This window comes from Microbacterium kribbense (genome assembly GCF_039537285.1).
Classification (GTDB): domain Bacteria; phylum Actinomycetota; class Actinomycetes; order Actinomycetales; family Microbacteriaceae; genus Microbacterium; species Microbacterium kribbense.
In genome coordinates this window covers 158613-183933 of record NZ_BAABAF010000001.1, presented here as the reverse complement: position 1 = coordinate 183933, position 25321 = coordinate 158613, and the positions used below count along the sequence as shown (strand labels likewise).

At 70.3% G+C, this 25321-nt stretch carries 25 protein-coding genes; 3 read left to right on the top strand and 22 right to left on the bottom strand.

The annotated features are described in order from the left end of the window. Nucleotides 1-303: 303 nt before the first annotated feature. Nucleotides 304-822: an adenine phosphoribosyltransferase gene (locus ABD705_RS00760; protein WP_344779525.1), complete on the top strand. Its 519-nt coding sequence runs from the start codon at nt 304-306 to the stop codon at nt 820-822. A 66-nt stretch (nt 823-888) separates the two neighbouring features. Further along, nucleotides 889-2058, top strand: coding sequence for a glycoside hydrolase family 3 N-terminal domain-containing protein (locus tag ABD705_RS00755; RefSeq protein ID WP_344779523.1), 1170 nt, complete (start codon nt 889-891; stop codon nt 2056-2058). 13 nt (nt 2059-2071) lie between these two features. On the opposite strand, the gene ABD705_RS00750 is transcribed toward ABD705_RS00755, so the two are convergent. The 19 genes from ABD705_RS00750 to idi all read right to left on the bottom strand — a co-directional run bounded on the left by ABD705_RS00750 (nt 2072) and on the right by idi (nt 18191). Further along, a complete protein-coding gene (locus ABD705_RS00750) occupies nt 2072-2998 on the bottom strand; it encodes a 2-hydroxyacid dehydrogenase (RefSeq protein WP_344779521.1) in 927 nt (308 codons plus the stop codon). A 44-nt stretch (nt 2999-3042) separates the two neighbouring features. Next, nucleotides 3043-4506, bottom strand: coding sequence for an aldehyde dehydrogenase family protein (locus ABD705_RS00745; protein WP_344779519.1), 1464 nt, complete (start codon nt 4504-4506; stop codon nt 3043-3045). Between the two features lie 111 nt (nt 4507-4617). Next, nucleotides 4618-4953, bottom strand: a complete 336-nt coding sequence (locus ABD705_RS00740) for a cupin domain-containing protein (RefSeq protein ID WP_344779517.1) — start codon at nt 4951-4953, stop codon at nt 4618-4620. A 69-nt stretch (nt 4954-5022) separates the two neighbouring features. Next, on the bottom strand, nt 5023-5820 hold the full coding sequence (locus ABD705_RS00735) for a MetQ/NlpA family ABC transporter substrate-binding protein (RefSeq protein WP_344779515.1): 798 nt from the start codon (nt 5818-5820) through the stop codon (nt 5023-5025). A 54-nt stretch (nt 5821-5874) separates the two neighbouring features. Further along, a complete protein-coding gene (locus tag ABD705_RS00730) occupies nt 5875-6546 on the bottom strand; it encodes a methionine ABC transporter permease (RefSeq protein ID WP_344779513.1) in 672 nt (223 codons plus the stop codon). Next, a complete protein-coding gene (locus ABD705_RS00725) occupies nt 6543-7316 on the bottom strand; it encodes a methionine ABC transporter ATP-binding protein (protein ID WP_344779511.1) in 774 nt (257 codons plus the stop codon). The genes ABD705_RS00730 and ABD705_RS00725 overlap by 4 nt, the downstream gene beginning before the upstream one ends. Nucleotides 7317-7550: 234 nt before the next feature. Next, entirely contained in the window at nt 7551-8258 is a 708-nt protein-coding gene (purQ, locus tag ABD705_RS00720; RefSeq protein WP_344779509.1) for a phosphoribosylformylglycinamidine synthase subunit PurQ, read from the bottom strand. After that, the gene (locus tag ABD705_RS00715; protein ID WP_344779507.1) at nt 8255-8503 is read right to left on the bottom strand and encodes a phosphoribosylformylglycinamidine synthase subunit PurS; all 249 of its coding nucleotides are present in this window, start codon (nt 8501-8503) and stop codon (nt 8255-8257) included. Before ABD705_RS00715 ends, purQ begins: the two co-directional genes overlap by 4 nt. Nucleotides 8504-8605: 102 nt before the next feature. Then, nucleotides 8606-9043: a pyrimidine dimer DNA glycosylase/endonuclease V gene (locus tag ABD705_RS00710; protein ID WP_344779505.1), complete on the bottom strand. Its 438-nt coding sequence runs from the start codon at nt 9041-9043 to the stop codon at nt 8606-8608. Next, entirely contained in the window at nt 9040-10020 is a 981-nt protein-coding gene (locus ABD705_RS00705; protein WP_344779503.1) for an alpha/beta hydrolase, read from the bottom strand. Before ABD705_RS00705 ends, ABD705_RS00710 begins: the two co-directional genes overlap by 4 nt. Nucleotides 10021-10052: 32 nt before the next feature. Beyond that, entirely contained in the window at nt 10053-11735 is a 1683-nt protein-coding gene (locus ABD705_RS00700) for an MFS transporter (protein WP_344779501.1), read from the bottom strand. Beyond that, complete coding sequence (locus ABD705_RS00695) at nt 11732-12538, bottom strand: tryptophan-rich sensory protein (RefSeq protein WP_344779499.1); 807 nt, start codon at nt 12536-12538, stop codon at nt 11732-11734. Before ABD705_RS00695 ends, ABD705_RS00700 begins: the two co-directional genes overlap by 4 nt. Before the next feature lie 44 nt (nt 12539-12582). After that, nucleotides 12583-13464, bottom strand: coding sequence for a prenyltransferase (locus tag ABD705_RS00690; RefSeq protein ID WP_344779497.1), 882 nt, complete (start codon nt 13462-13464; stop codon nt 12583-12585). Next, entirely contained in the window at nt 13457-13780 is a 324-nt protein-coding gene (locus tag ABD705_RS00685) for a lycopene cyclase domain-containing protein (RefSeq protein WP_344779495.1), read from the bottom strand. Before ABD705_RS00685 ends, ABD705_RS00690 begins: the two co-directional genes overlap by 8 nt. Continuing rightward, complete coding sequence (locus ABD705_RS00680; protein WP_344779493.1) at nt 13777-14106, bottom strand: lycopene cyclase domain-containing protein; 330 nt, start codon at nt 14104-14106, stop codon at nt 13777-13779. The genes ABD705_RS00685 and ABD705_RS00680 overlap by 4 nt, the downstream gene beginning before the upstream one ends. Next, complete coding sequence (crtI, locus tag ABD705_RS00675) at nt 14103-15668, bottom strand: phytoene desaturase family protein (RefSeq protein ID WP_344779491.1); 1566 nt, start codon at nt 15666-15668, stop codon at nt 14103-14105. The genes ABD705_RS00680 and crtI overlap by 4 nt, the downstream gene beginning before the upstream one ends. Further along, nucleotides 15665-16558, bottom strand: a complete 894-nt coding sequence (locus ABD705_RS00670) for a phytoene/squalene synthase family protein (RefSeq protein ID WP_344779489.1) — start codon at nt 16556-16558, stop codon at nt 15665-15667. The genes crtI and ABD705_RS00670 overlap by 4 nt, the downstream gene beginning before the upstream one ends. Further along, on the bottom strand, nt 16552-17616 hold the full coding sequence (locus ABD705_RS00665) for a polyprenyl synthetase family protein (RefSeq protein WP_344779487.1): 1065 nt from the start codon (nt 17614-17616) through the stop codon (nt 16552-16554). Before ABD705_RS00665 ends, ABD705_RS00670 begins: the two co-directional genes overlap by 7 nt. Beyond that, entirely contained in the window at nt 17613-18191 is a 579-nt protein-coding gene (idi, locus tag ABD705_RS00660) for an isopentenyl-diphosphate Delta-isomerase (protein WP_344779485.1), read from the bottom strand. The genes ABD705_RS00665 and idi overlap by 4 nt, the downstream gene beginning before the upstream one ends. Nucleotides 18192-18262: 71 nt before the next feature. Here idi and ABD705_RS00655 point away from each other — a divergent pair, with 71 nt between their 5' ends. Then, complete coding sequence (locus ABD705_RS00655; RefSeq protein WP_344779483.1) at nt 18263-18838, top strand: MarR family winged helix-turn-helix transcriptional regulator; 576 nt, start codon at nt 18263-18265, stop codon at nt 18836-18838. A 31-nt stretch (nt 18839-18869) separates the two neighbouring features. Here ABD705_RS00655 and treS read toward each other — a convergent pair whose 3' ends face one another. From treS to treY, 3 genes are read right to left on the bottom strand one after another with little or no spacing between them, the layout of a single operon-like run. Beyond that, on the bottom strand, nt 18870-21197 hold the full coding sequence (treS, locus tag ABD705_RS00650) for a maltose alpha-D-glucosyltransferase (RefSeq protein WP_344779481.1): 2328 nt from the start codon (nt 21195-21197) through the stop codon (nt 18870-18872). Further along, nucleotides 21194-23008: a malto-oligosyltrehalose trehalohydrolase gene (treZ, locus tag ABD705_RS00645; RefSeq protein ID WP_425562002.1), complete on the bottom strand. Its 1815-nt coding sequence runs from the start codon at nt 23006-23008 to the stop codon at nt 21194-21196. Before treZ ends, treS begins: the two co-directional genes overlap by 4 nt. After that, the gene (treY, locus tag ABD705_RS00640) at nt 23005-25320 is read right to left on the bottom strand and encodes a malto-oligosyltrehalose synthase (RefSeq protein ID WP_344779479.1); all 2316 of its coding nucleotides are present in this window, start codon (nt 25318-25320) and stop codon (nt 23005-23007) included. Before treY ends, treZ begins: the two co-directional genes overlap by 4 nt. Nucleotide 25321: the final 1 nt, after the last annotated feature.

Genomic DNA, 25321 nt, shown 5'->3' with positions numbered 1-25321 from the left:
AACCGTCTGCAATCGCGATGGGCGCGCTCCGATGCTGGGTGCCCTCCGTCGCGCAGATTCTTGAGTCGTCGTTGAGTCGGCGCATATGGCGGGTGTTTTGCACGAGAGGTCGCCATATGCGACGACTGAAGGCAGCGGCAGACTCTTGAGTCGGCGCATATGGTGGCCTGTCGGGCGGGTGAGGTCGCCATATGCGACGACCGAAGCGTCATCGACGTGGGGCCGGGCCGCGCCGGGCCGCGCCGGGCCGCGCCGGCGGGAGCGTCGCCGGGGCCGGTCGCTGGGCGCGCGTATGGTTGACGGGTGCCCGACGACCAGCTTCAGCGCGCCCAATCGCTCATCCGCAGCATCCCAGACTATCCCGAGCCGGGCGTCCTGTTCCGCGACATCACGCCGCTGCTGGCCGATGCCGTGGCGCTGCGCGCCGCGATCGACGCGATGATCGAGCCGTTCACCGGCACCTTCGACGTGGTCGCCGGCGTGGAGGCGCGCGGGTTCCTGCTCGCGGGCGCCGTGGCGATCGCCGCCGGCGTCGGGCTGGTGCCGATCAGGAAGGCCGGCAAGCTGCCCCGGCCCGCGGCATCCGTCGACTATGCACTGGAATACGGCACGGCCACGATCGAGGCCCATGACGAGATCCATCCCGGCGTGAACCTGCTGCTCGTGGACGACGTGCTGGCCACCGGCGGCACGCTGCAGGCCGCGCACTCCCTGGTGCGCGAGCTCGGCGGCATCGTCGTCGGCACCTCGGTGCTGATCGAGCTCGAGGCGCTCGCCGGGCGCGCGCTGGTCGGCGACGTGCACGCCGTGTTCCGCGCCTGACGCCTGCCCGCACTCGCGCCGGTACGCCGCGGCGGGTCGTCGGCGTTCCGGTACAGACTTGAAGGCATGCGCATTCGGATCGCCGCCGGCATGATGGCCGGCCTGGCACTGCTGGCCGGCTGCGCCGCCGCCCCCGCCGCGAGCCCGACGACCCCGACCACCGCATCAGCCACGTCGACCCCCACGCCGACTCCGACGGTCGACCCGATCGCCGACCTGTCGCTTGCCCAGCGCGTGGGCCAGCTGTTCATGGTCGGCACCGGCACGGATGCGCCGAACCCGCAGACTCTGGCCGACATCGCCGACCGGCACGTGGGCGGCATCTTCCTGCACAGCGGCACGGCCTCCAGCGTCGCGCAGACCGCCGCCGTGGTGGCGCGCTTCACCGCGCTGGTCTCGCCGGCTGCCACCGGCGATGTGCCGCTGTGGGTGGCCACCGACCAGGAGGGCGGCGACGTGCAGGTGCTGCACGGGCCCGGATTCGCGCGGATGCCCTCGGCACTGACCCAGGGCACCCGCGCGCCCGAGACGCTGCGGGCGGATGCCGCGTCCTGGGCCGCCGAGCTCGCCGCGGCGGGCGTGAACGTGAACCTCGCCCCGGTCGCCGACATCGTCACGAGCGCGGCCACCGCACGGCAGAACCCGCCGATCGGCGCACTGGACCGGCAGTACGGCTACGACCAGCAGACCGTCGCCGCGCACGCCGGCGGGTTCGCGGACGGGATGCGGCACGGCGGCGTCATGCCCACGTTCAAGCATTTCCCGGGCCTGGGCCGGGCACGCACGAACACCGACTTCGTGCTCACCACCGACACCACCGTGACCGCGGGATCTCCGGACGTGCAGGTCTACCGCGCGCTGCTGGCCGCCGGTCCCGCCCTCGTGATGGCCGCGACGGCGATCTACCAGAAGATCGATCCGTCCGCCCCGGCCGCGTTCTCACCGAAGATCATCACCGGGCTGCTGCGCGGCACGCTCGGCTTCGACGGTGTCGTGATCACCGATGACCTGTCGGCGGCGGCCGCCGTCGCCGGGTGGACTCCGGCGCAGCGCGCACTCCTCGCCATCGGCGCGGGGTGCGACATCGTGCTGGTCTCGTCCGAGGTCTCGGTGCTGCCGGAGATGTACGACGCGGTGCTGTCGGCGGCGCAGTCGGATCCGGGTTTCGCGGCGAAGGTGGATGCCGCCGCCCGCCGCGTCGTCACCGCGAAGCAGGCCGGACCCGGCGCCGACTGATCCGGGCGCGCGGTCAGCCCGGGATGACGACGTTCAGGGGCGCCTCGCCCGCCCGCATCCGGTCGATCTGCGTGCGGACGAGCTTCGCGACGCGGGGCAGCATGGCGGTGGACGCCCCGCCCACGTGCGGCGCGATCAGCACGCCCGGCAGCGACCAGAGCGGGTGACCGGCCGGCAGCGGCTCGGGATCGGTGACATCCAGTGCGGCGCGGATCCGTCCCCGGCGCACGTGGTCGGTCAGCGCGTCGGTGTCGATCGTCGTGCCGCGCCCGACGTTGGTCACCAGGGCGCCGTCGGGCAGCAGCGACAGTGCGGCGTCGTCGATGACGTTGCGGGTCGCGTCGCCGCCGGGCAGTGTGCTGATCACGATCTCGGCGTCCGGCAGCAGCGCATGCAGCTCGTCGGCGCCGTGCACGTGCACACCGTCCTCGACGCGGGCGCGGTGGGCGAGCACGGTCAGCTCGACCTCGAACGGTGCCAGTCGCGCGGCGGTCGCCTTGCCGACCCCGCCGTAGCCGAGCAGCAGCACCCGCCGGTCGGCCAGGCTCGCCGCGAACACCGGCGCCCACCGGCCTTCGTCCTGCGCGCGGACGAAATCGGGCAGCCGGCGCTGCGCGGCCAGCGTCAGCGCGACGGCCAGTTCGCCGGTCGAGGTCTCGTGCACGCCGGCCGCGTTCGCGAACGCGTGCCCCGCCGGCAGTGTCGACACGACGTGCTCGTATCCGATCGACTGCCCCTGCACGAGCCGCGTGCGCACCCCGTTCAGCCGGGCGAACCGCTCGGCGGCGGAGGAGCCCAAGTACGGCGCCACGACGATGTCGATCGCGTCGCGGTCGGCCGGGGCATCCATCGACCATCGGATCAGCTCCACGTCGTCGGGCAGCGCGCCAAGGCCGGCGGCGAGCTGCTCATCGGGAACGGAGACGACAAGATGGGGCATGGCTCTTACGGTAGTGGCCGCCGCGCCGCCTCGCGCCGTGCGGATCAGATCGGGTAGCCGGCGTGGCACTCCTGCTGGATGGTGACCCAGCGGGTGTTCGTGAACGAGGCGATGCCGTTCTGGCCGCCGAACTTGCCGTAGCCGGAGTTGCCCACGCCGCCGAACGGCGCCATCGGCTCGTCGGCGATGGGCTGGTCGTTCACGTGCACGATGCCGGTTTTCAGCCGCTGCGCGACCTGGATGCCCTCCGAGATGTTCTCGGTGATGACCCCGGCGGTCAGCCCGTAGGGCGTGTCGTTGGCGAAGGCCACCGCGGCTTCGGTGTCGGCCACCGGGAACACCGTCGTGATCGCGCCGAAGATCTCCTGACCGTAGACATCCATGTCTTCGGTGACCCCGCCCAGCACCGTGGCCGGCACCACGCCGTGGTCGTGCCGCTGCCCGCCGGCGAGCACCGTCGCGCCCTTCGCGCTCGCGTCGTCGATCAGCGCGTACTGGCGGGCCGTGGACTGCGCATTGATGGCCGGGCCGATCACCGTGCCCGGGTCGGTCGGATCCCCGGCCGGCAGCGCGGCCGCGCGGGCGGCGAACTTCTCGGTGAACTCGTCGGCGATGGTGCGGTCGACCAGGATCCGATCCGCCGACATGCAGATCTGCCCGGCGTGCATGAACGAGCCGAAGATCGACGCGTTCACCGCGTGGTCGATGTCGGCGTCCTTGAGCACGACGATGCTGTTCTTGCCGCCCAGCTCCAGCACGGCCGGCTTCAGGTGCTGCGCCGCCAGGACGCCGATCTGTCGGCCCACGTTCGTGGAGCCGGTGAAGTTCACACAGCGCACCCGGTCATCGCCGATCAGGCTCGCCACCACGTCCGGACCGTCGGCGCGGGCGCTCGTGATGACGTTGATCACGCCCTCGGGGATGCCCGCCTCCAGCAGGATGTCCGCGATGAACAGGCCGCACGCGATCGGCGCGTCCTCGCTCGGCTTGAGCACGACGGTGTTGCCCACCGCCAGCGGGATCGCCACGGCACGGGTGCCCAGGATCAGCGGTGCGTTCCACGGCGAGATCGCCGCGACCACGCCGTAGGGCTCGCGCACCGCGAGCGAGTACACGCCGGCCATGTCGGTGGCCAGCACGTCGCCACGCGGGGCGGTGGTCGCCGCTGCGGCGGAACGGAAGATGTCGGCGGCCAGGCCGACGTTGAACTGCGCCCACCCGGCCACGCCGCCGGTCTCGGCGGCCATCAGCTCCACGGCCTCGGGCCGGCGCTGCTCGAAGATCTCGGCGGCACGGGTGAAGATCTTGCCGCGCTCGGTCGGGCGCATGCCGGACCACGCCGCGAAGGCGCCATCGGCGGCATCCACCGCCCGGCGCACGTCCTCCGCACCGGCCGCAGCCACGTGCGCATACGGTTCGCCCGTGTAGGGATTGAGGTCCGGTGTCGTCTTGCCCGAGGCGGCATCCACGTGCTCGCCGCCGATGATCAACTGCCGTGTGATCGCCATGAACCCGCTCCCTTGCCGGCCGAACTGAACCCGTTCGGAGTCTATGCCCGCGGCAGCAGGCGCTCCGGCGGGCGGCTCGGGCGGTCGTTGCGGCGGGTCGGTCCGGCCGGCTCAGAGGCTCTTGACGACCGTCAGCAGGAAGGCCGAATCGTCGACCGCCTCGATCGCGTTGCGCCCCGGTGGCACGATCAGAAAATCGCCCGGCAGGCCCTCCCACACGGTCGTGCCCGAGACCAGCCGGATGTGCCCCTGGATCACATTGATCGTCGCCTCGCCGGGGTTGTTGTGCTCTTCGAGCCGGTGCTGGCCGATCAGCGCGATCACGGTCTGGCGCAGCGCGCGCTCGTGACCGCCGTGGATCGTCTTCGCGCTGCGGCCGCTGTCGGCGTCGGCGGCCAGCCGCAGCTGGTGCCGGGCCTGTGCGATCAGGGAGAGCTTCTGGGACACGCGCCACCTCCGTTCAGGTCAGTCAAGCACCTTTCGCTCCGGGGCGGCATCCCGAGTCCGCCGGACGGCTCAGAATGCCGGCGGCACCCCCAGGTCTTCCAGCGTCTTGCGCACGTGGTCGCTGGTCAGCGCCTTGACCAGCGCGGCGATCTTCGCCGACTTCTCGTTGTCGGCGCGGGTGACCAAGGTGACCGCGAAGCGCGGGTCCTTCTCGATGGCCAGGCCGTCCTTGTCGGGCGTGAGGTGCAGCTGCCGGGCGAACGACGGCAGATTGAACACGGCGTCGGCCTCGTCGTAGGCGGTGTTCAGCTGCATCAGGTCGACCTGGGTGATCTTCAGATGCCGCGGGTTGCCGGTGATGTCGTCGACGGTCGCGGCGAAACGCGCCACCGCCGGGGCGATCGTGATGATGTGCGCATCGGCGAGCATCTGCAGCGCGCGTGCCGCGTTGGATTTGTCGTTGGGGATCACGACACTGCCATTGTCGGGCAGGTCGGCGAGCGACTTCAGCGTCTTGGAGTAGAACGCCACGACGGTCGAGTAGACCGGCTGCACGGCGACCAGTGTCGCGCCGTTCTTCTTGTTGAAGTCCTCCATGAATCCGGGGAACTGCACCAGGTTCGCGTCGATCTCGCCGTGCTGCAGCAGGATGTTCGGCTGCACGTAGTCCGACACCGGCACCAGCTCGATCTTGTAGCCGTCACCGATCACGTCGGCGGCCGCCTCGACGGCATCCGTCATCGGGGTGACCGTCGCCGCGACTTTGATCACCTTCGAGTCGGCGGCCGCGGCCTGGCCGGCCGAGCAGCCGGCGGTCAGTGCGATCAGTGCGGTCACGGCGAGTGCGGCCAGGGCGCGGGTCTTCATGGATGCCTCTCGGTAGGGGTTGGTTCTGTGGGGTCGGTGTTCGGCGGGTGCGGGTCAGCGCTTGTCCAGTGCCGCGGAGGCGCGTTCGCCGGCCAGCTGCAGCAGCAGCACGCAGACGATCACGATGACGATCGTGGTGTACATCAGCGGGTAGTCGTACTCCTGGTACCCATACCGCAGGGCGAAGTCGCCGAGGCCGCCGCCGCCGACGATGCCCAGCACCGTGGAGTAGGAGATCAGGCTGATCGAGGCCGAGGTCAGCGCATAGACCAGGCCCGAGCGTGACTCGACGAGCAGGAAGTGGCCGACGTACTGCACGGTGTCGGCGCCCATCGATCGCGCCGCCTGGGTGACCCCGGGCGGCACCTCGAGCAGAATCTGCTCGACGAGGCGGGCGTAGAGGGCGACCCCGACGAAGCACAGCGGAAAGGTCGCGGCGGCCGTGCCGAACGTCGTGCCGTAGACGAGCCGGGTCAGCGGGATCAGGAACACCACGAACAGCAGGAACGGGAAGGAGCGCACCACCGTGACATAGAGGTTGGCCACCGCCCAGACCCGTCGGCGCTCGCGCGGGCCGCCCGGGCGGGTCAGATAGATGAGCACCCCCAGCGGCAGGCCCAGCAGCACCGCGGCCGCCAGCGAGAAGATCAGCATGTAGCCGGTCTCGGCCAGAGCGACGCCGATCTTGTCGGCGTTGGATGTGATCGAGTCGATGAATCCGTTCACACGCTGAGCACCTGGCGGACGTGGTCGAGGTAGCTGCGGATGTCGGCCGGCTCGCGAGGCTTGCGCACCACCGGGATGACGTCGCGCAGCACGCCGCGCTCGAGCACCGCCGCGCGGTCGCAGATCGCGCCGACGGCGTCTAGCTCATGCGTGACCAGCACGATGGTGGTGCCGAAGTCGCGGCGCGTGTGGGCGAGCAGTTCGAGGATGTCGGCCGCCGTGTGCGTGTCGAGGGCGCTGGTGGGCTCGTCGCACAGCAGCAGGCCCGGTCGGGTGGCCAGCGCGCGGGCGATCGCGACGCGCTGCTTCTGGCCGCCGGACAGCTGGGCGGGGTAGCTCTCGGCGCGCTCGAGCAGCCCGACGTAGTCGAGCAGGTGCTCGACCAGTGCGGCATCCGAGCGCCGCTGTAGCCGCAGCGGGAGTGCGATGTTCTGGCGCACGGTGCGGTTGGAGAGCAGGTTGAAGCTCTGGAAGACCATCCCGATCCGGCGACGCAGCAACCGGCGCCCGCGCTCGGTGAGCGCCTGCGGGTCGGTGCCCTCGATCAGCACCCGGCCGGCTGTGGGCCGGGTGACCGCGTCCAGCAGGTTCAGCAGCGTCGATTTGCCCGCGCCGGACTCGCCGACCACGCCGATGATCTCGCCGGCTGCGATCTCCAGATCGATGCCGGACAGTGCGGTGGTGGCGCCGAAGCGCACCGTGACCTGCTCGAGCGCAGCGACCGGGCCGGTATCCGGCATATGTCCGTCCTGCTCTCCGTCGTAGGTCATTGTTGAACTGAGTACAAGTATAGGGGTGTCGCGTGCCACACGTCGCCGGGAGTCGACATCCACTCCGAACCGGCGTCGAGAATGCGCAAACGGCGCGCCACGGCTCCAGACCGCGCAGTGTGCGCGTTTTCGGCGGCCGGTGGGCTGGGCAGCCGGCGCGGCGAACGCGCATAGATCCGCCGGCAGATGCCGCCAAGCGCCCGGGCCGGGTGTAGACCCGCGGGGCGCCGCGCCTCAGGCGGCGGCGCGGGCGGTCGCGGCGATGACCGATGCGAACATGTTCAGGCCGTCGACGCCCGAGCGCATCGCGGCGGTGGTGTCGGGCCCGAAGCCCGGCTCGACGGCGTGCTCGGGATGCGGCATCAGACCGACGACGTTGCCGCGGTCGTTGGCCAGGCCCGCGATGTCGTTGAGCGACCCGTTCGGGTTGACGCCGACGTAGCGGAACGCGACCAGACCATCGCCTTCGATGCGCGCCAGCGTCTCGGCGTCGGCGATGTAGCCGCCCTCGCCGTTCTTCAGCGGGATGACGATGTCCTGACCGGGTTCGAAAGCCGACGTCCACGCGGTGTCGGCGTTCTCGACGCGCAGCACCTGGTCACGGCGGATGAACTGCTGGCCCGCGTTGCGGATCAGGCCCCCGGGCAGCAGATGCGCTTCGACGAGCATCTGGAACCCGTTGCAGACGCCGAGCACCGGCATCCCGCCGGCGGCGGCATCCTTCACCTCGGACATGATCGGCGAGCGGGCCGCGATCGCGCCCGAACGCAGGTAGTCGCCGTAGCTGAACCCGCCCGGCAGCACCAGGGCGTCCACGCCCTGAAGGTCGTGCGCGCCGTGCCACAGCGCGACCGGCTCGGCACCGGCGATGCGGATCGCGCGGTGCGCGTCGCGGTCATCCAGCGAACCGGGAAAGGTGATGACCCCGATCCGGATGGTCATTCCACGACCTCGATGCCCACGACGTCCTCGATCACCGCGTTGGAGAGGATGTCGTCGGCCACCTGCCGCGCCTGCGCGAGCATGGCCTCGTCGACCTCGCCGTCCACATGCAGCTCGAAGCGCTTGCCGATGCGCACGGCGGTGAACGGTGTCTCGCCGATGCGCGCGAGGGCTCCGGCGACGGCCTTCCCCTGCGGGTCGAGCAGTTCGGCCTTGGGCATGACGTCGACGACGATGGTGGGCATGGACAGCTCCGGATGTCGCGGGGAATGGGGCGCTCCCAGTCTACGGCCGTTCCCGCGCCGGCCGCGGGGCGCTGCCCGGCCGCGGGCCGGGCCCGGCCGCGTCTACCGGGCCGCGGGACGCTCCCAGTCCGCCATCGGGCCGGGCTCGACGCGAAAGAGCGGATGCGGGTGCGGCACGGCGTCGGCGGGCCACCTGGCCAGCCAGTCGGGCGCCCGACGTTCGAGCTTGGCGCGCAGGTGGGCCGCTTCGAACTCTAGCTGGCCGGTGGTCACCGGCAGTGGGCCCGCCGGACCCGGATGGCGGATCTTGGAGCGGTCGAATCGATAGCCGCGCGCCGCCGCCTCGTCCACGATCCCGATCAGGAACGCGCCGAGCGCCGCTTCGGGATCGGGAGCGAGGCGAAATCGGATGAGCTGCGGATGCTGCGAGTACCCGGCGCCCGGCCTGCCGATGACCGCCTGCGCGAGCAGAGCCTCACGCCACGCGGCGACCAGGCCGGCCCGATCGAGGTAGCGCGGGTGCAGCGACCAGAGTCTCATCGGCCTGGTCCGTCCGTGCGCGCGACCGCTGCGGCGAAGGCCAGCGCCGCAGCCGAGCTCTGCTCCCGGGCATCGGCCGCGTCGATGGTCGGCACGCCGTCGCCCGCCTGCGGACCGTAGGCGCCGAACTGCGCGTGCGAGGCACCCTCGATCACGATGAACCGGGTGCTCGGCGGCAGTGTGGCGTGCGAGGCCGCGATCTTCGCGGGCGTGGCCAGCCCGTCGCGCGATCCCGAGAGGGATTCCACTGGCACCGCGAGCGTGGCGCTGATGTCGGTGGCGGGATACGCCGCGAAAAGCAGCAGGCCTGCGGCCGCTCCCGGATCGTCGTGCTGCGCGTCCTGCGCCGTGATGGCCGCGACGGTGCCCCCGAGCGAGTGGCCGCCGATGATCCAGTCCGCGATCTCGGGGTGATCGTGGCGTGCGGCGTCGAAGGCTCCCATCGCGAGGAAGGCGATGCCCAACGGCTGCTTCGCGATCACGACGGTATGGCCATGCTCGGCCAGGGGACGCAGCACCGCTGCGTATGCGCGCGCATCGACGAGTGCGCCGGGCTGGAAGAAGACGCCGAGCGAGTCGGCGTCGTGGCGAGGGGTGAACGTCACCCGGTCGACGGACTCGGTCACCTGCACCCCGGCGTCGCTGTGCATCGCCGCCACGGCGACCGGCGCGGCCGAATGCGGGCGCAGCCAGGCGACCGCCGCGATCCAGAGCACCGCCAGAAGCACAGCCACGATGCGCAGGACCCGGTGGCGGCGGCGCCTCGCGCGCAGCGCGAGGATCGCGCCGAGCACCGAAGCGACGGCGGTGACGGCCAGCACGATCGCGTACGCGGGCTGTCCGTGCACGATCGCTCCCCAGGCCGTGTTGACAGCCCAGAGCACCACCGCCACCCCGCCGACGGCGACCGCCAGTCCGATCCAGGAGAGCACGCGGCGCCCGGACTCCGTGTGTCGCGCGCCGACGTCGGCGGTCACGCCGGCCTCCTGTCGCGGCCCCGACTGGGCGGTCACACCGTTCCTCGTCGCGCTGTCTGGCGCAGATCGCGGCGACGAGGGTCACCCGAACCCGCCTCGTGCGCCGCGGTCTGCTCCACAGGCGTCTGCGGCGCGGATGGCGCAGACGGTGCGGGCGATGAGAGCCGGAACGTGGCCGCCAGTCCCAGAGTGAGAAAGCCCGCCGCGGTGAACGCCGCATAGCGGGTGCCGTCGCTGAAGGCCTGGCGCGCCTCCCCGCCCACCGCGGCATCCTTCTCGACCAGCCCGGGAATCGCGCCGCCCGCACTGGTGACCACGGCGTCGACGATCTGGCTGCGCACCGTCTCGGGCAACGCCGCCGACGTCTGCGCCAGCGAGCTGCTGAGCACCGCGCCCGTCGACGAGAACAGGATCGTCCCGAGGATCGCGATCCCCAGGGCCGATCCGATCTGGCGTGCCGTGCTCGCCGTCCCTGACCCCTGGCCGCTGCTGTCGACCGGCACATCCTGGAGCACGACACCGGTGAGCTGAGCCGTCGCCAGGCCGACGCCGATGCCGTACACGAAAAGGCAAGGCACGATGGCCCACCACGCCGTGTGCGGCGCGATGATCACGCCCAGCGACACGACGCCGACGATCTCGGCCGCGATGCCGGCACGGACGATGGTCACCGGACGGGTGGAGCGGATGACGGCGGCCGACAGCCCACTGGCGGCGAACGAGCCCAGTGCCAGGGCCAGCAGCACCACGCCGGTCTGCAGGGCGCTGTAGCCGAGGACGTTCTGCAGCCACAGCGGCAGCGCGAGGATGATGCCGAACTCCCCGAGCGAGACGATCATCGCGGCGACGTTTCCGTTGCGGAATGACGCAATCGCCAGCAGGTCGAACGGAAGCATCGACGTGCGTCCGGCGCGGGTGCGCCGCCGGCCCCGCCAGATGAGGGCAGCTGTGGCCGCGGCGGCCAGCACGAAGACCAACGGGATGGGGGAGATCGACAGCGGCCAGGTGCCGCCGAGCACCGACGGGATGTGGGCGGCCTCGGCGAGCCACCACCCGTAGGTGCGGCCCTCGATCAGCCCGAACACGAGCGCCGCGCTGGCGAGGATGGACAGCACCGCCCCGCCGATGTCGATCCCCGCCTCACGCGAGTCGGTCGATTCGCGCGTGGTCAGCAGGATTCCGATGGCGATGATCAGCCCGAGCGGAATGTTGATGCCGAACGCCCATCGCCACGAGAACGCCGTGGTGAGCCATCCGCCCAGGAGCGGACCGACCGCCACCATGCCGCCGATCGTCGAACCCCAGACGGCGAAGGCGATCCCCCGCTCCCGGCCGCGGAAGGTCGCATTGATCAGAGAGAGCGTCGTCGGCAGCACCATGGCCCCGCCCACACCCTGCAGCACACGCGATGCGATCAGCAGATCGCCGGTCGGCGACAGCGCGGCCAGAACCGACGCGACCGTGAACACACCGACGCCGATGAGGAGCATGCGTCGACGCCCCCACCGGTCGGCGAGCGTGCCGAACACTAGCAGCAGCGCCGCGAACACGAGGGTGTAGCTCTCTTGCACCCACTGCACCTGGGTCGAGGTGATCCCCAGATCGTCGACGATCGAAGGGATCGCGACGTTGACGATCGTCGAGTCGACGATGATGAGGGCCACCGCCAGGCTGATCGATACCAGCCCGATCCAGCGCCGTCGATCCGCGCTCATGAGCGAACCTTTCGCAGCGCCTGGACGCGGAAGATCAACGTGACGATGATCACGGCCGCAGCGACGATGATCGCGGCGATCGCGGTGGTGGTCGAGTGCGGAGAGCCGCCCAGGCGGGCGACGGCGATCCAGGCCAGCCCCCAGCACAGCGACAGCATGGGCGAGATGCGGCCACGGCTGACCACCGCGAGCGTGATCGCGATGGCCCCGGTGATGATCAGGATGCCGGTCGACCAGGCTTCGGCAGGCAGTCCCCAGCCCGTGAATCCCGCCGCCACGAGCGTCGCGGCGATGCCCGCCGCAGTCGCCACCGACACCCAGCCGAGGTAGAGCCCGATCACGCCGTCGGTGAGGATCATGTCACCCACCCGGCGCGCCGGCGAGCGGACGGTGCGCGCGAACGCGAAGGCCAGCACGGCCACCAGCGCTACGATCACCACGACGCTCAGCGCCAGCAGGTCCGCCTGGACGCTGAGAATCCATCCGGCGTTCAGCACCAGCGATGCGGCCACGAGGTAGCCCAGCGCACGCTGCCGCGAGCTGGTGGCGTGGGCGGGAAGGGCCTGCCAGATCGCGTAGCCGATCAGGCCGAGGTAGATGACGCTCCAGATTCCGAACGCCGGCACCGCGGGGGCCAGCAGGGTTGCGTCCGCGCGCAGTGCGCCTCCGGCCGCGTCCTGGATGGCGGTGCCGCCGAAGGCCCCGGAGCCCACCGCTCCGCCGACGATCGCCACGACGGCGCAGACGGCCACGATGATCTGGCGCACCCGGTCGCTGGTGCGGACATCTCTTCTCACTGTCATGTGCGGCATCCTCGAACCTTCCTCGAACCTTCTTCGAACAGGGATCAGCCCCGGGCGATCGCATACGCGATCAGGAGCATGGTGATGAAAAATCCGACCGCGTAGTTGAGCCAGATGAACCGGCGCCACCCGCGATTGGCCGCGGGCGAGAGCTCATCGGTGATCGAGCGGAACGGGAACGCGGCCCACAGGTACGGGATCGCGGCCAGCGCGGCGAGCGGACCAGGCCAGGTCGTGAACAGCATGAGAACCCCGGCCGTCGTCCAGCATGCGAGCGCGAACCGGACCGTCCAGCGGGCGCCCATGACCGTGGCGATCGACCGGATTCCGCCCGCACGGTCGGGGACGACATCCTGGACCGCGCCGAACGCATGGCTGGCCATTCCCCACAGAAAGAACGCCGCCAGCAGTGCGACCAGTGCGCCGGTCGGCCGCGCCCCTGCCAGCACGAGCCCGTACACGGCGGGACTGACGAAGTGCGTGCTGGATGTCACCGAGTCCAGGAAGGGGCGCTCCTTGAAGCGCAGGCCGGGCACCGAGTAGGCGGCCACGGCGAACAGGCTCACCGCCAGCACCGCCCACGACGCGGGATCGCCGAGGACGACCAGCGCGACGACGAACGGCACGCACGAGGCGATGGCGGCGACCAGCACCACCCGGTGCGCTCCGCGGTCCAGGACCGTGCCCTCCATCCCGCCCTTGCGTGGGTTGGCGAGGTCCGAGGCGTAGTCGAAGACGTCGTTGATGCCGTACATCGCGAGGTTGTACGGAATGAGAAAGAACACGACGCCGATGACGAAGGCGGCATCGATGCGGCCTGAGGTCAGCAGATAGGCGGCGCCGAACGGGTACGCAGTGTTGATCCAGCTCACCGGCCGCGACACGGCCAGGATTTCACGGGTGCGCAGCAGCACGGGTTCAGCCACGGCTGCGCCGCCTTCCGAAGATCAGCCACAGGGCCGGCAGCAGCATCACTCCGGCCAGCGGGTAGGAGAAGTCCTCCACCGGCGCCATTCCGATGCGCACCCCTGAGGTGGTCGCGTTCTGATAGGTCATCAGTCCCGAGGCGATCATCACGTTGTCGAAGATCGCCGTCAGCACGAGCAGCGCCACTGTCGCCACGGTGATCGGCCCCCACCAGTGAACGATGAGCACGCGCCGATCGGACTGCATCGCGAGCGCGAATACCAGCACCGCGGCCGCGATGCCCAGAAAGATCAGACAGAGGATCAGGTAGGTCATGGCCGCTCCTTCCTGCGCCGCTGCGTGATCCGCCGCGAGCCCGCGATCAGGACCAGGGTGAGGTGGCACAGGAACGCGAGAAAGAACCCCTCTTCCAGCGGCAGCTCCGGCGCGAGCAGGATGCCAGTCATCACCGCGTTCTCGCCGCGGGCGAAGATCCCCAGCGCGATGCCGCACAGGTCCCAGGCCAGAAAGAAGATGATTCCGCAGGCCAGGACGAACCCCGCGGTGCGCGCGTTCCGGCCGAACACCAGGTGGAAGCGTAGATCGATGAGGATGCTGCCGCCCAGGCAGACGAGCAGGACGGCCAGATACAGCAGGCTCACAGCGGTTCCGCCAGTCGCGCGGCGGAGGTGTCGCCGCGCAGTCGCTTGAGCACCAGCTCTGCGCTGATCAGGCACATCGGCAGCCCGATTCCGGGGAGCGTGCTCGAGCCGGCGTAGAGGAGGCCGGCAACCCGCGCCGACGCGTTCCGACCGCGCAGGAACGCGCTCTGGCGCAGGGTGTGCGCCAGGCCCAGCGCCCCGCCGCGCCACGAGTTCAGGTCATCGGCGAAGTCGGCGGGGCCGATGGTGCGGCGCACGGCGATGCGCTCGGCCAGGTCGGGGATGTCGGCCCACTCGGCGATCTGACGGATGGCACGGTCGGCCGTGGCCTCGACGTCGTCCGCCCCGGCCCCGGCGATCCCGCCCGCGCCGATCCCGGGGTCGGCGGGCACCGGAACGAGGATGAAGAGATTCTCGTCTCCCTCCGGTGCGGCGCCGGGATCGGTCGCACTGGGGCGGCACACATAGATCGATGCGGGCGTGGGAATCGTGGTCGGGGGAGTGAAGATGGCCTCGAAGTTGGCCGTCCAGTCCCGGGTGAACAGCAGCGTGTGGTGCGCGAGCTCGGGCAGACCGCCTCGCACGCCGAGCATCACCAGGACCGCGCCGGGACCCGGATTGCGCTTTCGCCACCACTTCTCCGGAAAAGTGCGCAGGTCGGCCGGCAGCAGCTGCGTCTCGGTGTGGTGCAGATCGGCCGTCGAGACCACCACGTCTGCCGCGAAGTGGCGGGTGTGCCCGTTGGGTCCCGCCGCCGTCACGCCCGTGACCTGCGCGCGGCCGCCGGCTGCCGTCGTGTCGATCCCCACCACCTGCTGCTCCGTGTGGATGACCGCACCCGCACGCCGGGCGAGGCCGGCGATGGCGTCGATCACGACCCCGAAACCGCCCTGGGGATACCAGACCCCGTCGTCGAGGTCGAGGTGGCTCATCAGGTGGTACAGGCTCGGGGCCAGCTTCGGCGAGGCCCCCAGGAAGACGGCGGGATAGCCCAGGACCTGGCGCAGCCGCCGATCGCGGAACTGGTGCGCGATGAAGGAGTCCAACGGCTGGAGCAGCAGTCGCGCCAGTCGTCCCGCGCGTGCGAGCAGCTCGGCCGAGATCAGTGGCCGATAGGACGCGTACGTGCTGTAGAGAAAACGGCCCACCGCGAGCCGATACGCCTCTGCCGCGGAGTCGAGGTACCGTTCCAGGCGGCGACCGGCGCCGGGCTCGGCATGCTCGAACAGGTCGACGTTCGCTGCGCGACCGGGGCGGATCTGCAGCGGTTGGTCATCCCCCTCGAACAGCACCCGATATCCGGGATCCAGCCGACTCAGGCGCAGCTGCTGGTCGGTGCTGGTGCCCAGCAGGCGGAAGAAGTGGTCGAAGACCTCGGGCATCAGGTACCACGAGGGTCCGGTGTCGAAGCGGAACCCGTCCTGCTCCCAACGTCCGGCGCGTCCGCCCAGCTGATCGCGGGACTCCAGCAGGGTGACGTTGTCGCCGTCTTGTGCCAGCAGCGCGGCCGTGGCCAGCCCTGCGATCCCGCCGCCGATCACGACCACCCGCCGGCCGGTCACGGCATTCTCCGCGGACGCACGCCCAGGCGCGCGCGCACGAGGATGGTGAGCTTGTGGAGATTCGACACCCGCACTCGGGTGGAGAGCAGCCGGTCCGCGTCGGTCGTTCGCAGCCGGCGCGACAGCGCCGAGAACAGAGCGTGAGCGGCGGTGACTGCGGCGCGGCAGCCGGGCGGGAGATCGGCGATGGCCGCTGCTGCGACGTTCAGGTCGGCGTCGATGTCGTTGAGGATGCGGTGCTTGTCAGCCTCGGAGAGCTCGTCGGGACGGATACCGGGAAAGTAGCCGCGTCCCAGACTCTCCCAGTCCGCGGAGAGGTCGCGCAGGAAGTTCACCTTCTGGAATGCGGCGCCCAGGCGGCGGGCGCCCTCCTCGAGCCGGCGTCGGGTGGCGGCGTCCACGGCGTCGTGGATGAGGAAGGCGCTCAGGCACATCAGGCCCACGACCTCGGCGGAGCCGTGGATGTAGTCGGCGACCTCGGGGGCGGTGTACTCGGTGCACGTCACATCCCGGCGCATCGACGCGAAGAACGGCGCGATCACGGTGTCGTCGATGCCTGCCTCGCGTGCGGTGTGTGCGAAGGCGTGCACGACGAGGTTCGCACTGTACCCGCCGGCGACCGCCTGCGCGGTCTCGGACTCGAGGGCATCCAGCAGGATTCGCTGCGCCCGCGGGTCCAGGCCGGCTTCGGCCGCCGCGCCGTCGACGATCTCATCGGCCACGCGGACGAGGGCATAGATGCTCCGCACGTGCGTGCGGGTGACCCGATCGAACAGGTACGTCGCCATCCCGAACGATGTCGAGTATGCGCCGATGACGCCCGCCGCGCTGCGCTGCGCACATCGCGTGTACTGCGTGAGGTCGGTCACAGCAGTCGTGCCGGTCACCATGATCGCGCTCCGGCTTCGTGCGCGATGGCGATCAGACGTTCGTGCAGCGTCTCGGGCAGAGCCGCTTCGCGCAGGGCCGCCTCGGCGGCGGCCACATGGTCGTCGATGAGTCCTTCGACGAACTCGCACGCGCCGGAGTGCATCAGGATCTCGCGGGCGCTGGCCACGTCGACATCTCTCGGAGCGCCGGCTTCCATGATGAGCCGCAGCCGGGGCCCGTGCTCGGTGCCGAGTGCATAGGCGACCAGAGGCGTCAGCTTCGCACGACAGATGTCCACCGAGTTGCTCTTGCCGGTGACTGCGGGGTCGCCGAACACACCGAGCAGGTCATCGCGAAGCTGGAAGGCGATACCCGCACGGTGGCCGAAGACGCTCAGTGCGTCGTGCTCGCGGCTCCCGGCCCCGGCGAGGATCGCGCCCGCCTGCAGCGGTGCCTGGAACGAGTAATGGGCGGTCTTGGCGCGGGTGACCGTGAGCGCGTCGGCGAGCGACGGCGTCGCCGTCCCGACGCTGAGCGCCACGTCGCCCAGCTCCCCGGCTGCCGTGACCGACAGCGTCCGGTCCAGCAGGTCGAGCAGGCCCAGCCGCCTGCCCTCGTCGATGTCCAGACGTGCGATCAGCGCCTGTGCGGCGTGCAGCAGCAGATCGCCGGCCAGAATTCCCGCGGCGCTGGACCAGGCCAGCGCCGCGCGCTCCGCGACACCGTGCGAGCGCGCACCCGCGTAGAACTCACCGATCAGATTGGGCTTGCCGCGCCGCCGGGTATCGCCATCGATGACGTCGTCGTGCAGCAGAAAGGCGGTGTGCAGCAGTTCGAATGCGGCCGCGACCGCGTCGGCAGCCTGCGGCCGGTCGCAGCCCAGTTCGCGGGCGGTGTGCAGGACGAGTGACGGACGGATGCGCTTGCCGCCGATGCTCGCTCTGCGCAGGGCGGCCCACAGCGCCACGAAGTGCTCACCCTGGTCGCCTGCGAGCGCCTCCTTCTCGTCGAAGAAGCGCTGCAGCCGCTCATCCACCCCGGCAAGTCCCCGCGCTGCGTCGGTGGCGGTGATGCTCATCTGGCCACCTCCACGCCGACCGGACCTTCCACCTCGCGGTGGGACGGTCCGCCCCCGAACAGCGGCAATCGCTCGGCCTGCAGGCCCAGCCAGGGGCTGAACCTCCACGGGGCGCGGCGGATGGTTCGTCCCAGGGCGATAGGGTCCACCCAGGCATGCTCCATCACCTCGTCAGGCCGCGGGTTGGGCTGGTCCGAGGCGGTCGCGAGGTAGACCGGGCAGACCTCGTTCGCGGTGAGGTCGCGGGCGTCGATGGCCCGGTAGCGCAACACCGGAAGAACGAGTTGCACGTCGTGAAGATCCAGTCCGAGTTCGGAGTCGGCGTGCCGACGCACGGCATCCAGCATCGCCTCGGCTGAGCGGGGATGGCCGCAGAAGGCGTTCGACCAGACGCCGGGCCAGCCCTGCGCCGTGAGTGCGCGACGAGTGATCAGGACCCTTCCCTCGGCATCCCGCACATGGCAGGAGAACGCGAGGTGAAAGGCAGTGCCTGGACCATGCACGCTGACCTTGGATGCGTGCCCGATGGCGCGACCGGCCTCGTCGAGCATCACCACCCGCACATCGTCTTCCATGGCTTTCCCTTTTAACTAGCCTAGCAAGCAATAAGTTTAGCATGCAATATTCCGAGTTATACAATGATGCTATGAGCGCCCCCCGCCGTCAAGATCCACAGCAGTCGGATCGCATGCTCGACCCTCGCGTGATCGATCCGCACCAGGAGCTCGTCGACTACAGCGCGCTGGCGGAGGACGAGATCGCCCAGATCGTGCGGGTCCTCCAGGGGATCCGTCGGTGGCGCGAGGCGGAGCAGAAGATGAGCTTCACTTCGCGCGATCGGATGAAGCTGAACGAGACCGATATGCAGGCGCTGCGGTTTCTCGTGGTTGCCAAGAATGACGGACGCATCGTCACGCCGGGAGCGCTCGCGGGCTATCTGGGCATATCGTCTGCGTCTACCACGAAGCTTCTGGATCGGCTCGCGGCGGCCGGACATATCGAGCGGGCTGCGCACCCCACCGACCGGCGCGCGCTGACCATCCGGATCACCCAGCAGACCCACGAGCAGGTGCGTGACACGGTCGGACGGACGCACGCTCGGCGGTTCGAGGTCGCGGCGCGGATGTCTCCGGCAGAGCGGGAGACCGTCATCCGCTTTCTCGACGAACTCAGCGAGACGGCCGACGAAAGCGCGTCCGCCATCCAGGAAGCGACGACCTGATCGTCCAGGGGGCGAGTGGGCGCGAACCGAATCAGATCTGGCTTCCGGTGATCAGCGGCAGCGCCTGCGTCGTGGTCGGCGGCTCATCGGCGGTGCCCATCAGCAGAAATGCGCCGGCATACGGCGCCAGCCGCACGGCGAAGCTGTTCAAGCCGTCGACGTGGCCGATCTCGGTGCCACTGTCGACATCGGTCACGGTGCGGCGGGGCGGCAGCACGTCCGAGCGGATGGTCCCCTCGATCTCTTCGCCGGTGAAGTTCAGGACGGTCACCTGCAGCTGCGCGTGATCGTCCTCGACGTCGCCGGCGTCGAGTCGGTGCACCATCACCAGCATGCCCGGGTGGGCGACGTCGGGGATGTCGATCTGCGTGGCGACGTCGATGCCGTGCTCGCCCCGGATGCGCAGGATTCGTGTCAGCCGTGCGGCGAACGAATCTTCGGCGGCGAGCTGGGTGGGCAGCGAGCCGTACAGCGAGCGCCCCCGCGACATTCCCGAGCTCGACATCGTGGCGGTCGGATTGGCATCGGTGAGGTCGTGCGCACCGCGATGGATCCAGCGCGTGTCGCCGTGCTTGATGAGGCTTGAGACCTCGTCCTGCGGCAGCGGCAGCATTCCGAGCAGGTCCCACGCCGACAGCGCGAACACGCCGGGCTGCCAGGCGTTGAACATCGCCAGCAGCAGGTGCGCTCGCCGGATCCCGTCGATGTCGTCCTCGCCGATCTCGTCCAGGCTGGTGAACCCCTGCGCGGCGGCGATGACGGATGCCGTGGTGCAGGCGATGCCGTTCGTGGTGAAGATGAGGTTGTACTCGGCGCGCGGGCCGGTCAGCGTCTCGATCAGGTCGGCTCGGACCGTCTCGGCCAGCTGCGCACCGGTGATGTCCTCGCCCCGGAACGAGTACACGTCGGCCCGATGCCGGGTCGCCCAGTGCACCAGCTCGTAGGTGAGCTCGTCGTGGTTCTGCAGGGCGTGCACGAGCGTGACCGGCTGGACGTGCCGCGCCAGCGAGGTGCGCAGCGTCAGCCGCAAGAACTCGGTGTCGCCCATCGCAAGGGCGTGGTGGTATGCCGGCCGGTTGATGAAATCGTAGGAGAGGTCCGCACCGACCCGGCCGGTGTCGCGGATGTCTTCGATCGTGAGGTTCAGCTCTTGGAACGAGAACCCGCCGACCTTGCGCAGCATGCTCGCGATGATGTGATTGGCGGCCTCGGAGAGCGGGTGACCCTCTGACCAGCCGGGTGTGCCATCCATGCTCTTCTCGACGCCGAGGAACCCGTTCGCATCCAGCCGAAGCGCGCTCGAGCCCAGGTCGCTGAACGAGTGCAGCGCGTCGCCGATGACCAGGCGCATGCCGGCGAATGTGGGGTCGAGCCAGTTGATCGATGGCTGGCCCTGCTTGAAATAGTGCAGGTAGACCCACCGTCTGGTGCGGCCGTCCACGCCCAGCACCGGTCCGGTCGCGCTCCAGTTCGTCTCCTTGACGCCGAGGGAGTAGAAGATCACGCGCTGCAGTTCGCCGATGATGAAGCCCTGGGCGGCAAGCGTGGCCTCGGTCTGCGCATTCAGGTTCGCCGCATCCTCTCCCTCCGGCACGTCCGGCAGCAGCGACCAGCTCTCTTCGGGGATCTCGACCATGTGGTAGATGCCGGGATAGTCCTTGTACGCCATCTCGGCGAGCCGAAAATCGGCACCCTTGCCGGTGTGGCCCGGCACGATGTCGTCGATCACGCAGCCGCCGTGGTCATCGGCGACCTCGCACAGCTGCCGGAACTCCTCCTCCTGGCCGAACGCGGGGTCGATCTGGGTGCTGATCCGGTCGAAGTGCCCGTCCACGCTCGCCGTGTGCGTCCACCCGGTGATGCCGCCGGCATCTTTGACCGGGCCGGTGTGCACCGCGGTGATGCCGATCGATTCGAAGGCCTGCCAGAGATCGGCGCTGCCCAGTGCGCCCAGATAGGACTGGCCCGGCGCGGTGATCAGCGAGATCGGGTAGGCGGTGAACCAGACCGAGGCGGTGCGGATTGCCCGGCGGGCGTCGGGCCGGGCATACGAGTTGCGCCACATGCTGGGCTGGCCCGACAGCCCTCGCACCAGCACGTCGGCGTCGCCGAGCATGGACTGGCGGCGCAGCCACTCCACATAGGACGGGTTGGATGCGTCGGCGACCCGGGGATCGGCGAAGGAGCGACGGATGCCGCTGGCATGCAGGTGCGCTCGTGGCCGCAGCCGGCGTGGCCGGGCCGGGTAGAGGCCCTCGTCGTAGGTGATCTCGGCCGGCGCGCCCGCATCGGGGCTGTCTTCGACCGGATCGATGGGGTCGTGCGTGATGGCTGGCTCGGCCTCGTCGCGAGAACTCATGGTGCGGCTTCCTCACTCGGTGTACGGCTGGCGTGCCGGTCGGAGTCGGTCGGCGGCGTGTCCAGGACGACCAGACTGTGTGGGCCGAGCGTCCGGTCGCCGCCCGCGCTCAGGCAGCTTCCGAACGAGGCGATGACCTCCGCCGCCGGCACGATGCCCGGCAGCGGCCGAGCATCTGCAGAGAAGTTGACCACGAGCGTGGTGCGCTCCCGGCGCAGGACGAGCCAGGCGGCATCGGCGGCGGCATCGGCGTGCACGGACGCGAAGCGCTGGTCGCGCAGATCGGGTCGCTCGCGGCGGATGCGGGCGAGCTCGCGGTAGAAGGCGAGCAGCCGCGCGTGCCGGCCGTCGTCCTTCTCGGTCCAGTCCAGCTTCGAGCGCAGGAACGTCTGCGGGTCCTGCGGGTTCGGAACCGCGGACTCATCCCAGCCCATGCGCGCGAACTCGGCGAGTCTGCCACGGGCGGTCGCCTGGCCGAGATCGGGTTCGGGGTGCGAGGTGAAGAACTGCCACGGTGTCGACGCCGCCCACTCCTCGCCCATGAACAGCATCGGCGTGAACGGGCCGAGAAGCGTCACCGCCGCCGCGATCGCGAGCTGCCCGTCGTCCAGCGTGCTGCTCGGGCGGTCGCCGATCGCGCGGTTGCCGATCTGGTCGTGATCCTGGCTGTAGACGACCAGGCGCGCGGGAGGAATCGTGCGGGTGTCGATCGGGCGACCGTGGTGTCGGCCCCGGAAGGTCGACATCGTGCCGTCGTGGAAGAAGCCGCCCGTGAGGGTCTTGGCGAGCGCGCCGGGCGCGGCGAAGTCGGCGTAGTAGCCGGTCACCTCGCCGGACAGCGCGACGTGCAACGCGTGGTGGAAGTCGTCGTTCCACTGCGCGTCCAGACCATAGCCGCCGGATTCGCGCGAGGTGATCAGGATCGGGTTGTTCAGATCGGACTCGGCGATCAGGCTCAGCGGACGCTGCACCGCCGCCGACAGCGAGGCGACGGCACCGGCGAGCTCCTCCAGAAGCGGCAGTGCGCGGGTGTCGACCAGCGCGTGGACGGCATCCAGTCGCAGCCCGTCGACGTGGTAGTCCCCGAGCCAGCCGAGCGCATTGTCGATGATGTAGCGCCGCACCTCGTCTGACCCCGGCCCATCCAGGTTCAGCGCACTGCCCCAGGTGCTGGCCGCATCCGTCCGCAGGTACGGTCCGAACTGCGGCAGGTAGTTGCCGCTCGGGCCCAGGTGGTTGTACACGACGTCCTGGATCACTCCGAGCCCGGCCGCATGGCACGAGTTGACGAACCGCTGATAGGCCTCCGGCCCGCCGTAGGGCTCGTGTACGGCGTACCAGAGCACCCCGTCGTATCCCCAGTTGTGCACGCCGTTGAAGGCGTTCACCGGCAGCAGTTCGACGAAGTCGACGCCCAGCTCGACCAGGTGGTCCAGTCGGGCCGCCGCCGCATCCAGGGTGCCCTCGGTCGTGAACGTGCCGATGTGCAGCTCGTAGATGACCGCGCCGGCCAGCTGCCGCCCGCTCCAGGCGTGGTCGGTCCACGCGAACCCGTCCGGATCGTAGACCCGGGACAGCGCGTGCACGCCGTTCGGCTGACGCCGGGAGCGCGGGTCGGGGTAGGGTCCTGCGCCGTCGATCAGATAGCCGTAGTCGATCGGGCCGCCGGGCACCGGCACGTCGGTGCGCCACCAGCCGTCGGCGACCGCCTGCAGCGGGTGCGCGGCCTCGCCGACGACGACCTGGACCGTGGTCGCCTCCGGCGCCCAGACCTCGAACGCCTGCGACCTGCTGCGGTCCGTCGCCATCATGAGCGACCGGCGTTCTCGGCAACCGGCGCCGTCAGCAGGGCGACCGGGTACCGCTCGAGCAGCTCGGCGAGCAGGATGCGTCCGCCGGTGAATTCCCGTCCGGTCACCACGTCGACCAGGTGCGTGCCGGCCGGTTCGATGCAGGTGTCGCGCCAGCCGCCGTCGCGGCCCAGAGCCCACGGCAGCCGGGTGCCGACGGCGACCGCTCCGCCACGGTCGAAGGCGAGGGCGTGGCTGCGCGCCGCACCGTACACCGGGAGCGCCCGGTAGGCGCCGAATCGCTCCGGGTGGTCGCGCCGCAGCCGCAGAGCGCGCGAGGTGACCAGCAGCTTCGCCGCACCGGTCTCATCGATCCGCGGGAGCCAGCCTTCATCCAGCCGCTGCAGCAGGGCGGCGCGGGCGGTGAAGTCGACCGGGCGGCGGTTGTCGGGGTCCACCAGCGACCTCTCCCACAGCTCGCTGCCCTGGTACACGTCCGGGATCCCGGGGGCTGCCAGCTGCAGCAGCTTCGCGGTCAGAGAGTTGCACCGGCCAGCATCCTGGATCTCGTCGACGAGACCCTCGATCACCGCGCGCACCTGCGGGTCGTCGAACGCCGCGTCGATCGCAGCGTGCATCCGTGCTTCGAACTGCGCGTTCGGCGCGGTCCACGATGTCTGCGTGCCCGATTCGCGTGCGGCCTTCTCGGCGTAGCCGTGCAGGCGCTCCCGCGATGCGGGCCACGCGCCGATCACGGCCTGCCAGAGCAGGTTCTCGAGCGCGGGTTCGCCGAGGTCGGCTGCGCGGTGCAGCTCGGCGAGGGCGGCGCGCCAGAGCTCGGGACGCTCCGCGAGCGCATCGATCCGAGCCCGGACATCCTCGCTCCGCTTCGTGTCGTGCGTGCTCAATGTCGTCATCGAGTGCGGGAGCTCGGCCTGCCGTCGCGCCTGGCGCGCGTGGAACTGGTCCGGCTCGATCGAGAATTCGCTCGGATCCGCCCCGACCTCGGCCAGTGAGCTCAGTGTGCTCCAGCGGTAGAACGCGGTGTCCTCCACGCCCTTGGCCATGACCATCCCCGACGTCTGCTGAAACCGCACCGCGGCCGGGTGGGTCGGGTCGCCGAGAAGGGCGACGACGTCGGCCAGCGCATCGCGCAGGTCGGGTCGCCGCGCGGCGGCGTCGGCGTGCGCGCGGGCGAGATCCTCAGCGCCGAGCGGCAGGTAGGAGCGATAGACCGGAAAGCAGGCCGCCAGCTCGATGAGAGCATCGGTCGCCTGGTCGACGGTGGGCATGAGTCGAGCGAGCCGGTTCATCTCGGAACGCAGGATGCCGTCGGCGATGCCGCGCTTGGTGTCGTGGATGAGATTCGCCCACGAGTCGGCGGGGGCAGGACCGCTCAGATCGCAGACGGCCTGACGCAACCCGTCCTGGCCGGCGGGATCGATCAGAACGCGGTCGACGTCGCCGAGCGCGTCGTACCCGGTAGTCCCGCGCGTCGCCCAGTTGGCGGGAAGGCGCTCCGCACCCTCGAGGATCTTCTCGACCCATACCGGCGCGTCTGTGGTGAGGCGGGCCAGGGCGTCGAGGTATTCGCGTGGATCGGCCAGGCCGTCGGGGTGGTCCACCCGCAGCCCGTCGACCAGACCCTCCTGAAACCAGCGTCCGATCTCGACGTGGGACGCGTCGAAGACGGTCGGGTCTTCGACGCGGATCGCGGCCAGCGAGTTGACCGCGAAGAACCGCCGGTAGTTGAGGTCGTCGTCGGCGCGTCGCCAGTTGATCAGCTCGTAGTGCTGCCGGTCGTGCACCTGCGCGCCGCTGTCGCCGTCGCCGCGGGTGCCGGCCGCGATCGGGTATCGATTGTCGTAGTAGGCCAGCTCGTCGCCGTCGACCCGCAGCAGGTCCAGCTCGCCCGCGCCGTCGGCCAGCACCGGAATGCGCACCCGCCCGGAGCCCGCGGCCCAGTCCACGTCGAACGCCTCGGCATGCGTGGCGGTCCGGCCCGCCTTCAGCAGGTCCCACCACCACGCGTTGCGGGCGGGCGTCGCCACCCCCATGTGGTTCGGCACGATGTCGACCAGCACGCCCAGGCCGTTCGCGCGCGCGGCGGCCACGAACCGTTCGAATGCGGCCGGACCGCCGCGCTCCGGGTCGATCGTGGTGTGGTCGATCACGTCGTAGCCATGGTTCGACCCCGGCTCGGCGCGCAGCAGCGGCGAGAGGTAGACCCACCCGACGCCGAGATCGGCGAGGTATCCGCAGAGGCCGGCGGCGGCATCCAGGTCGAATGCCGAGGTGATCTGCAGTCGATACGTCGATGTGGGCAGCGGCATC

Coding starts and splice junctions, on each gene's coding strand:
- ABD705_RS00700 (WP_344779501.1), bottom strand. CDS start 11,735: ATGAGCGCGGATCGACGGCGCTGGATCGGGCTGGTATCGATCAGCCTG.
- purQ (WP_344779509.1), bottom strand. CDS start 8,258: ATGACCATCCGGATCGGGGTCATCACCTTTCCCGGTTCGCTGGATGAC.
- ABD705_RS00735 (WP_344779515.1), bottom strand. CDS start 5,820: ATGAAGACCCGCGCCCTGGCCGCACTCGCCGTGACCGCACTGATCGCA.
- ABD705_RS00725 (WP_344779511.1), bottom strand. CDS start 7,316: ATGACCTACGACGGAGAGCAGGACGGACATATGCCGGATACCGGCCCG.
- ABD705_RS00715 (WP_344779507.1), bottom strand. CDS start 8,503: ATGCCCACCATCGTCGTCGACGTCATGCCCAAGGCCGAACTGCTCGAC.
- treY (WP_344779479.1), bottom strand. CDS start 25,320: ATGCCGCTGCCCACATCGACGTATCGACTGCAGATCACCTCGGCATTC.
- ABD705_RS00685 (WP_344779495.1), bottom strand. CDS start 13,780: ATGACCTACCTGATCCTCTGTCTGATCTTTCTGGGCATCGCGGCCGCG.
- treS (WP_344779481.1), bottom strand. CDS start 21,197: ATGAGTTCTCGCGACGAGGCCGAGCCAGCCATCACGCACGACCCCATC.
- idi (WP_344779485.1), bottom strand. CDS start 18,191: ATGGAAGACGATGTGCGGGTGGTGATGCTCGACGAGGCCGGTCGCGCC.
- ABD705_RS00655 (WP_344779483.1), top strand. CDS start 18,263: ATGAGCGCCCCCCGCCGTCAAGATCCACAGCAGTCGGATCGCATGCTC.
- ABD705_RS00670 (WP_344779489.1), bottom strand. CDS start 16,558: ATGGTGACCGGCACGACTGCTGTGACCGACCTCACGCAGTACACGCGA.
- ABD705_RS00750 (WP_344779521.1), bottom strand. CDS start 2,998: ATGCCCCATCTTGTCGTCTCCGTTCCCGATGAGCAGCTCGCCGCCGGC.
- ABD705_RS00745 (WP_344779519.1), bottom strand. CDS start 4,506: ATGGCGATCACACGGCAGTTGATCATCGGCGGCGAGCACGTGGATGCC.
- ABD705_RS00665 (WP_344779487.1), bottom strand. CDS start 17,616: ATGAGCATCACCGCCACCGACGCAGCGCGGGGACTTGCCGGGGTGGAT.
- ABD705_RS00755 (WP_344779523.1), top strand. CDS start 889: ATGCGCATTCGGATCGCCGCCGGCATGATGGCCGGCCTGGCACTGCTG.
- treZ (WP_425562002.1), bottom strand. CDS start 23,008: ATGATGGCGACGGACCGCAGCAGGTCGCAGGCGTTCGAGGTCTGGGCG.
- ABD705_RS00710 (WP_344779505.1), bottom strand. CDS start 9,043: ATGAGACTCTGGTCGCTGCACCCGCGCTACCTCGATCGGGCCGGCCTG.
- ABD705_RS00695 (WP_344779499.1), bottom strand. CDS start 12,538: ATGACAGTGAGAAGAGATGTCCGCACCAGCGACCGGGTGCGCCAGATC.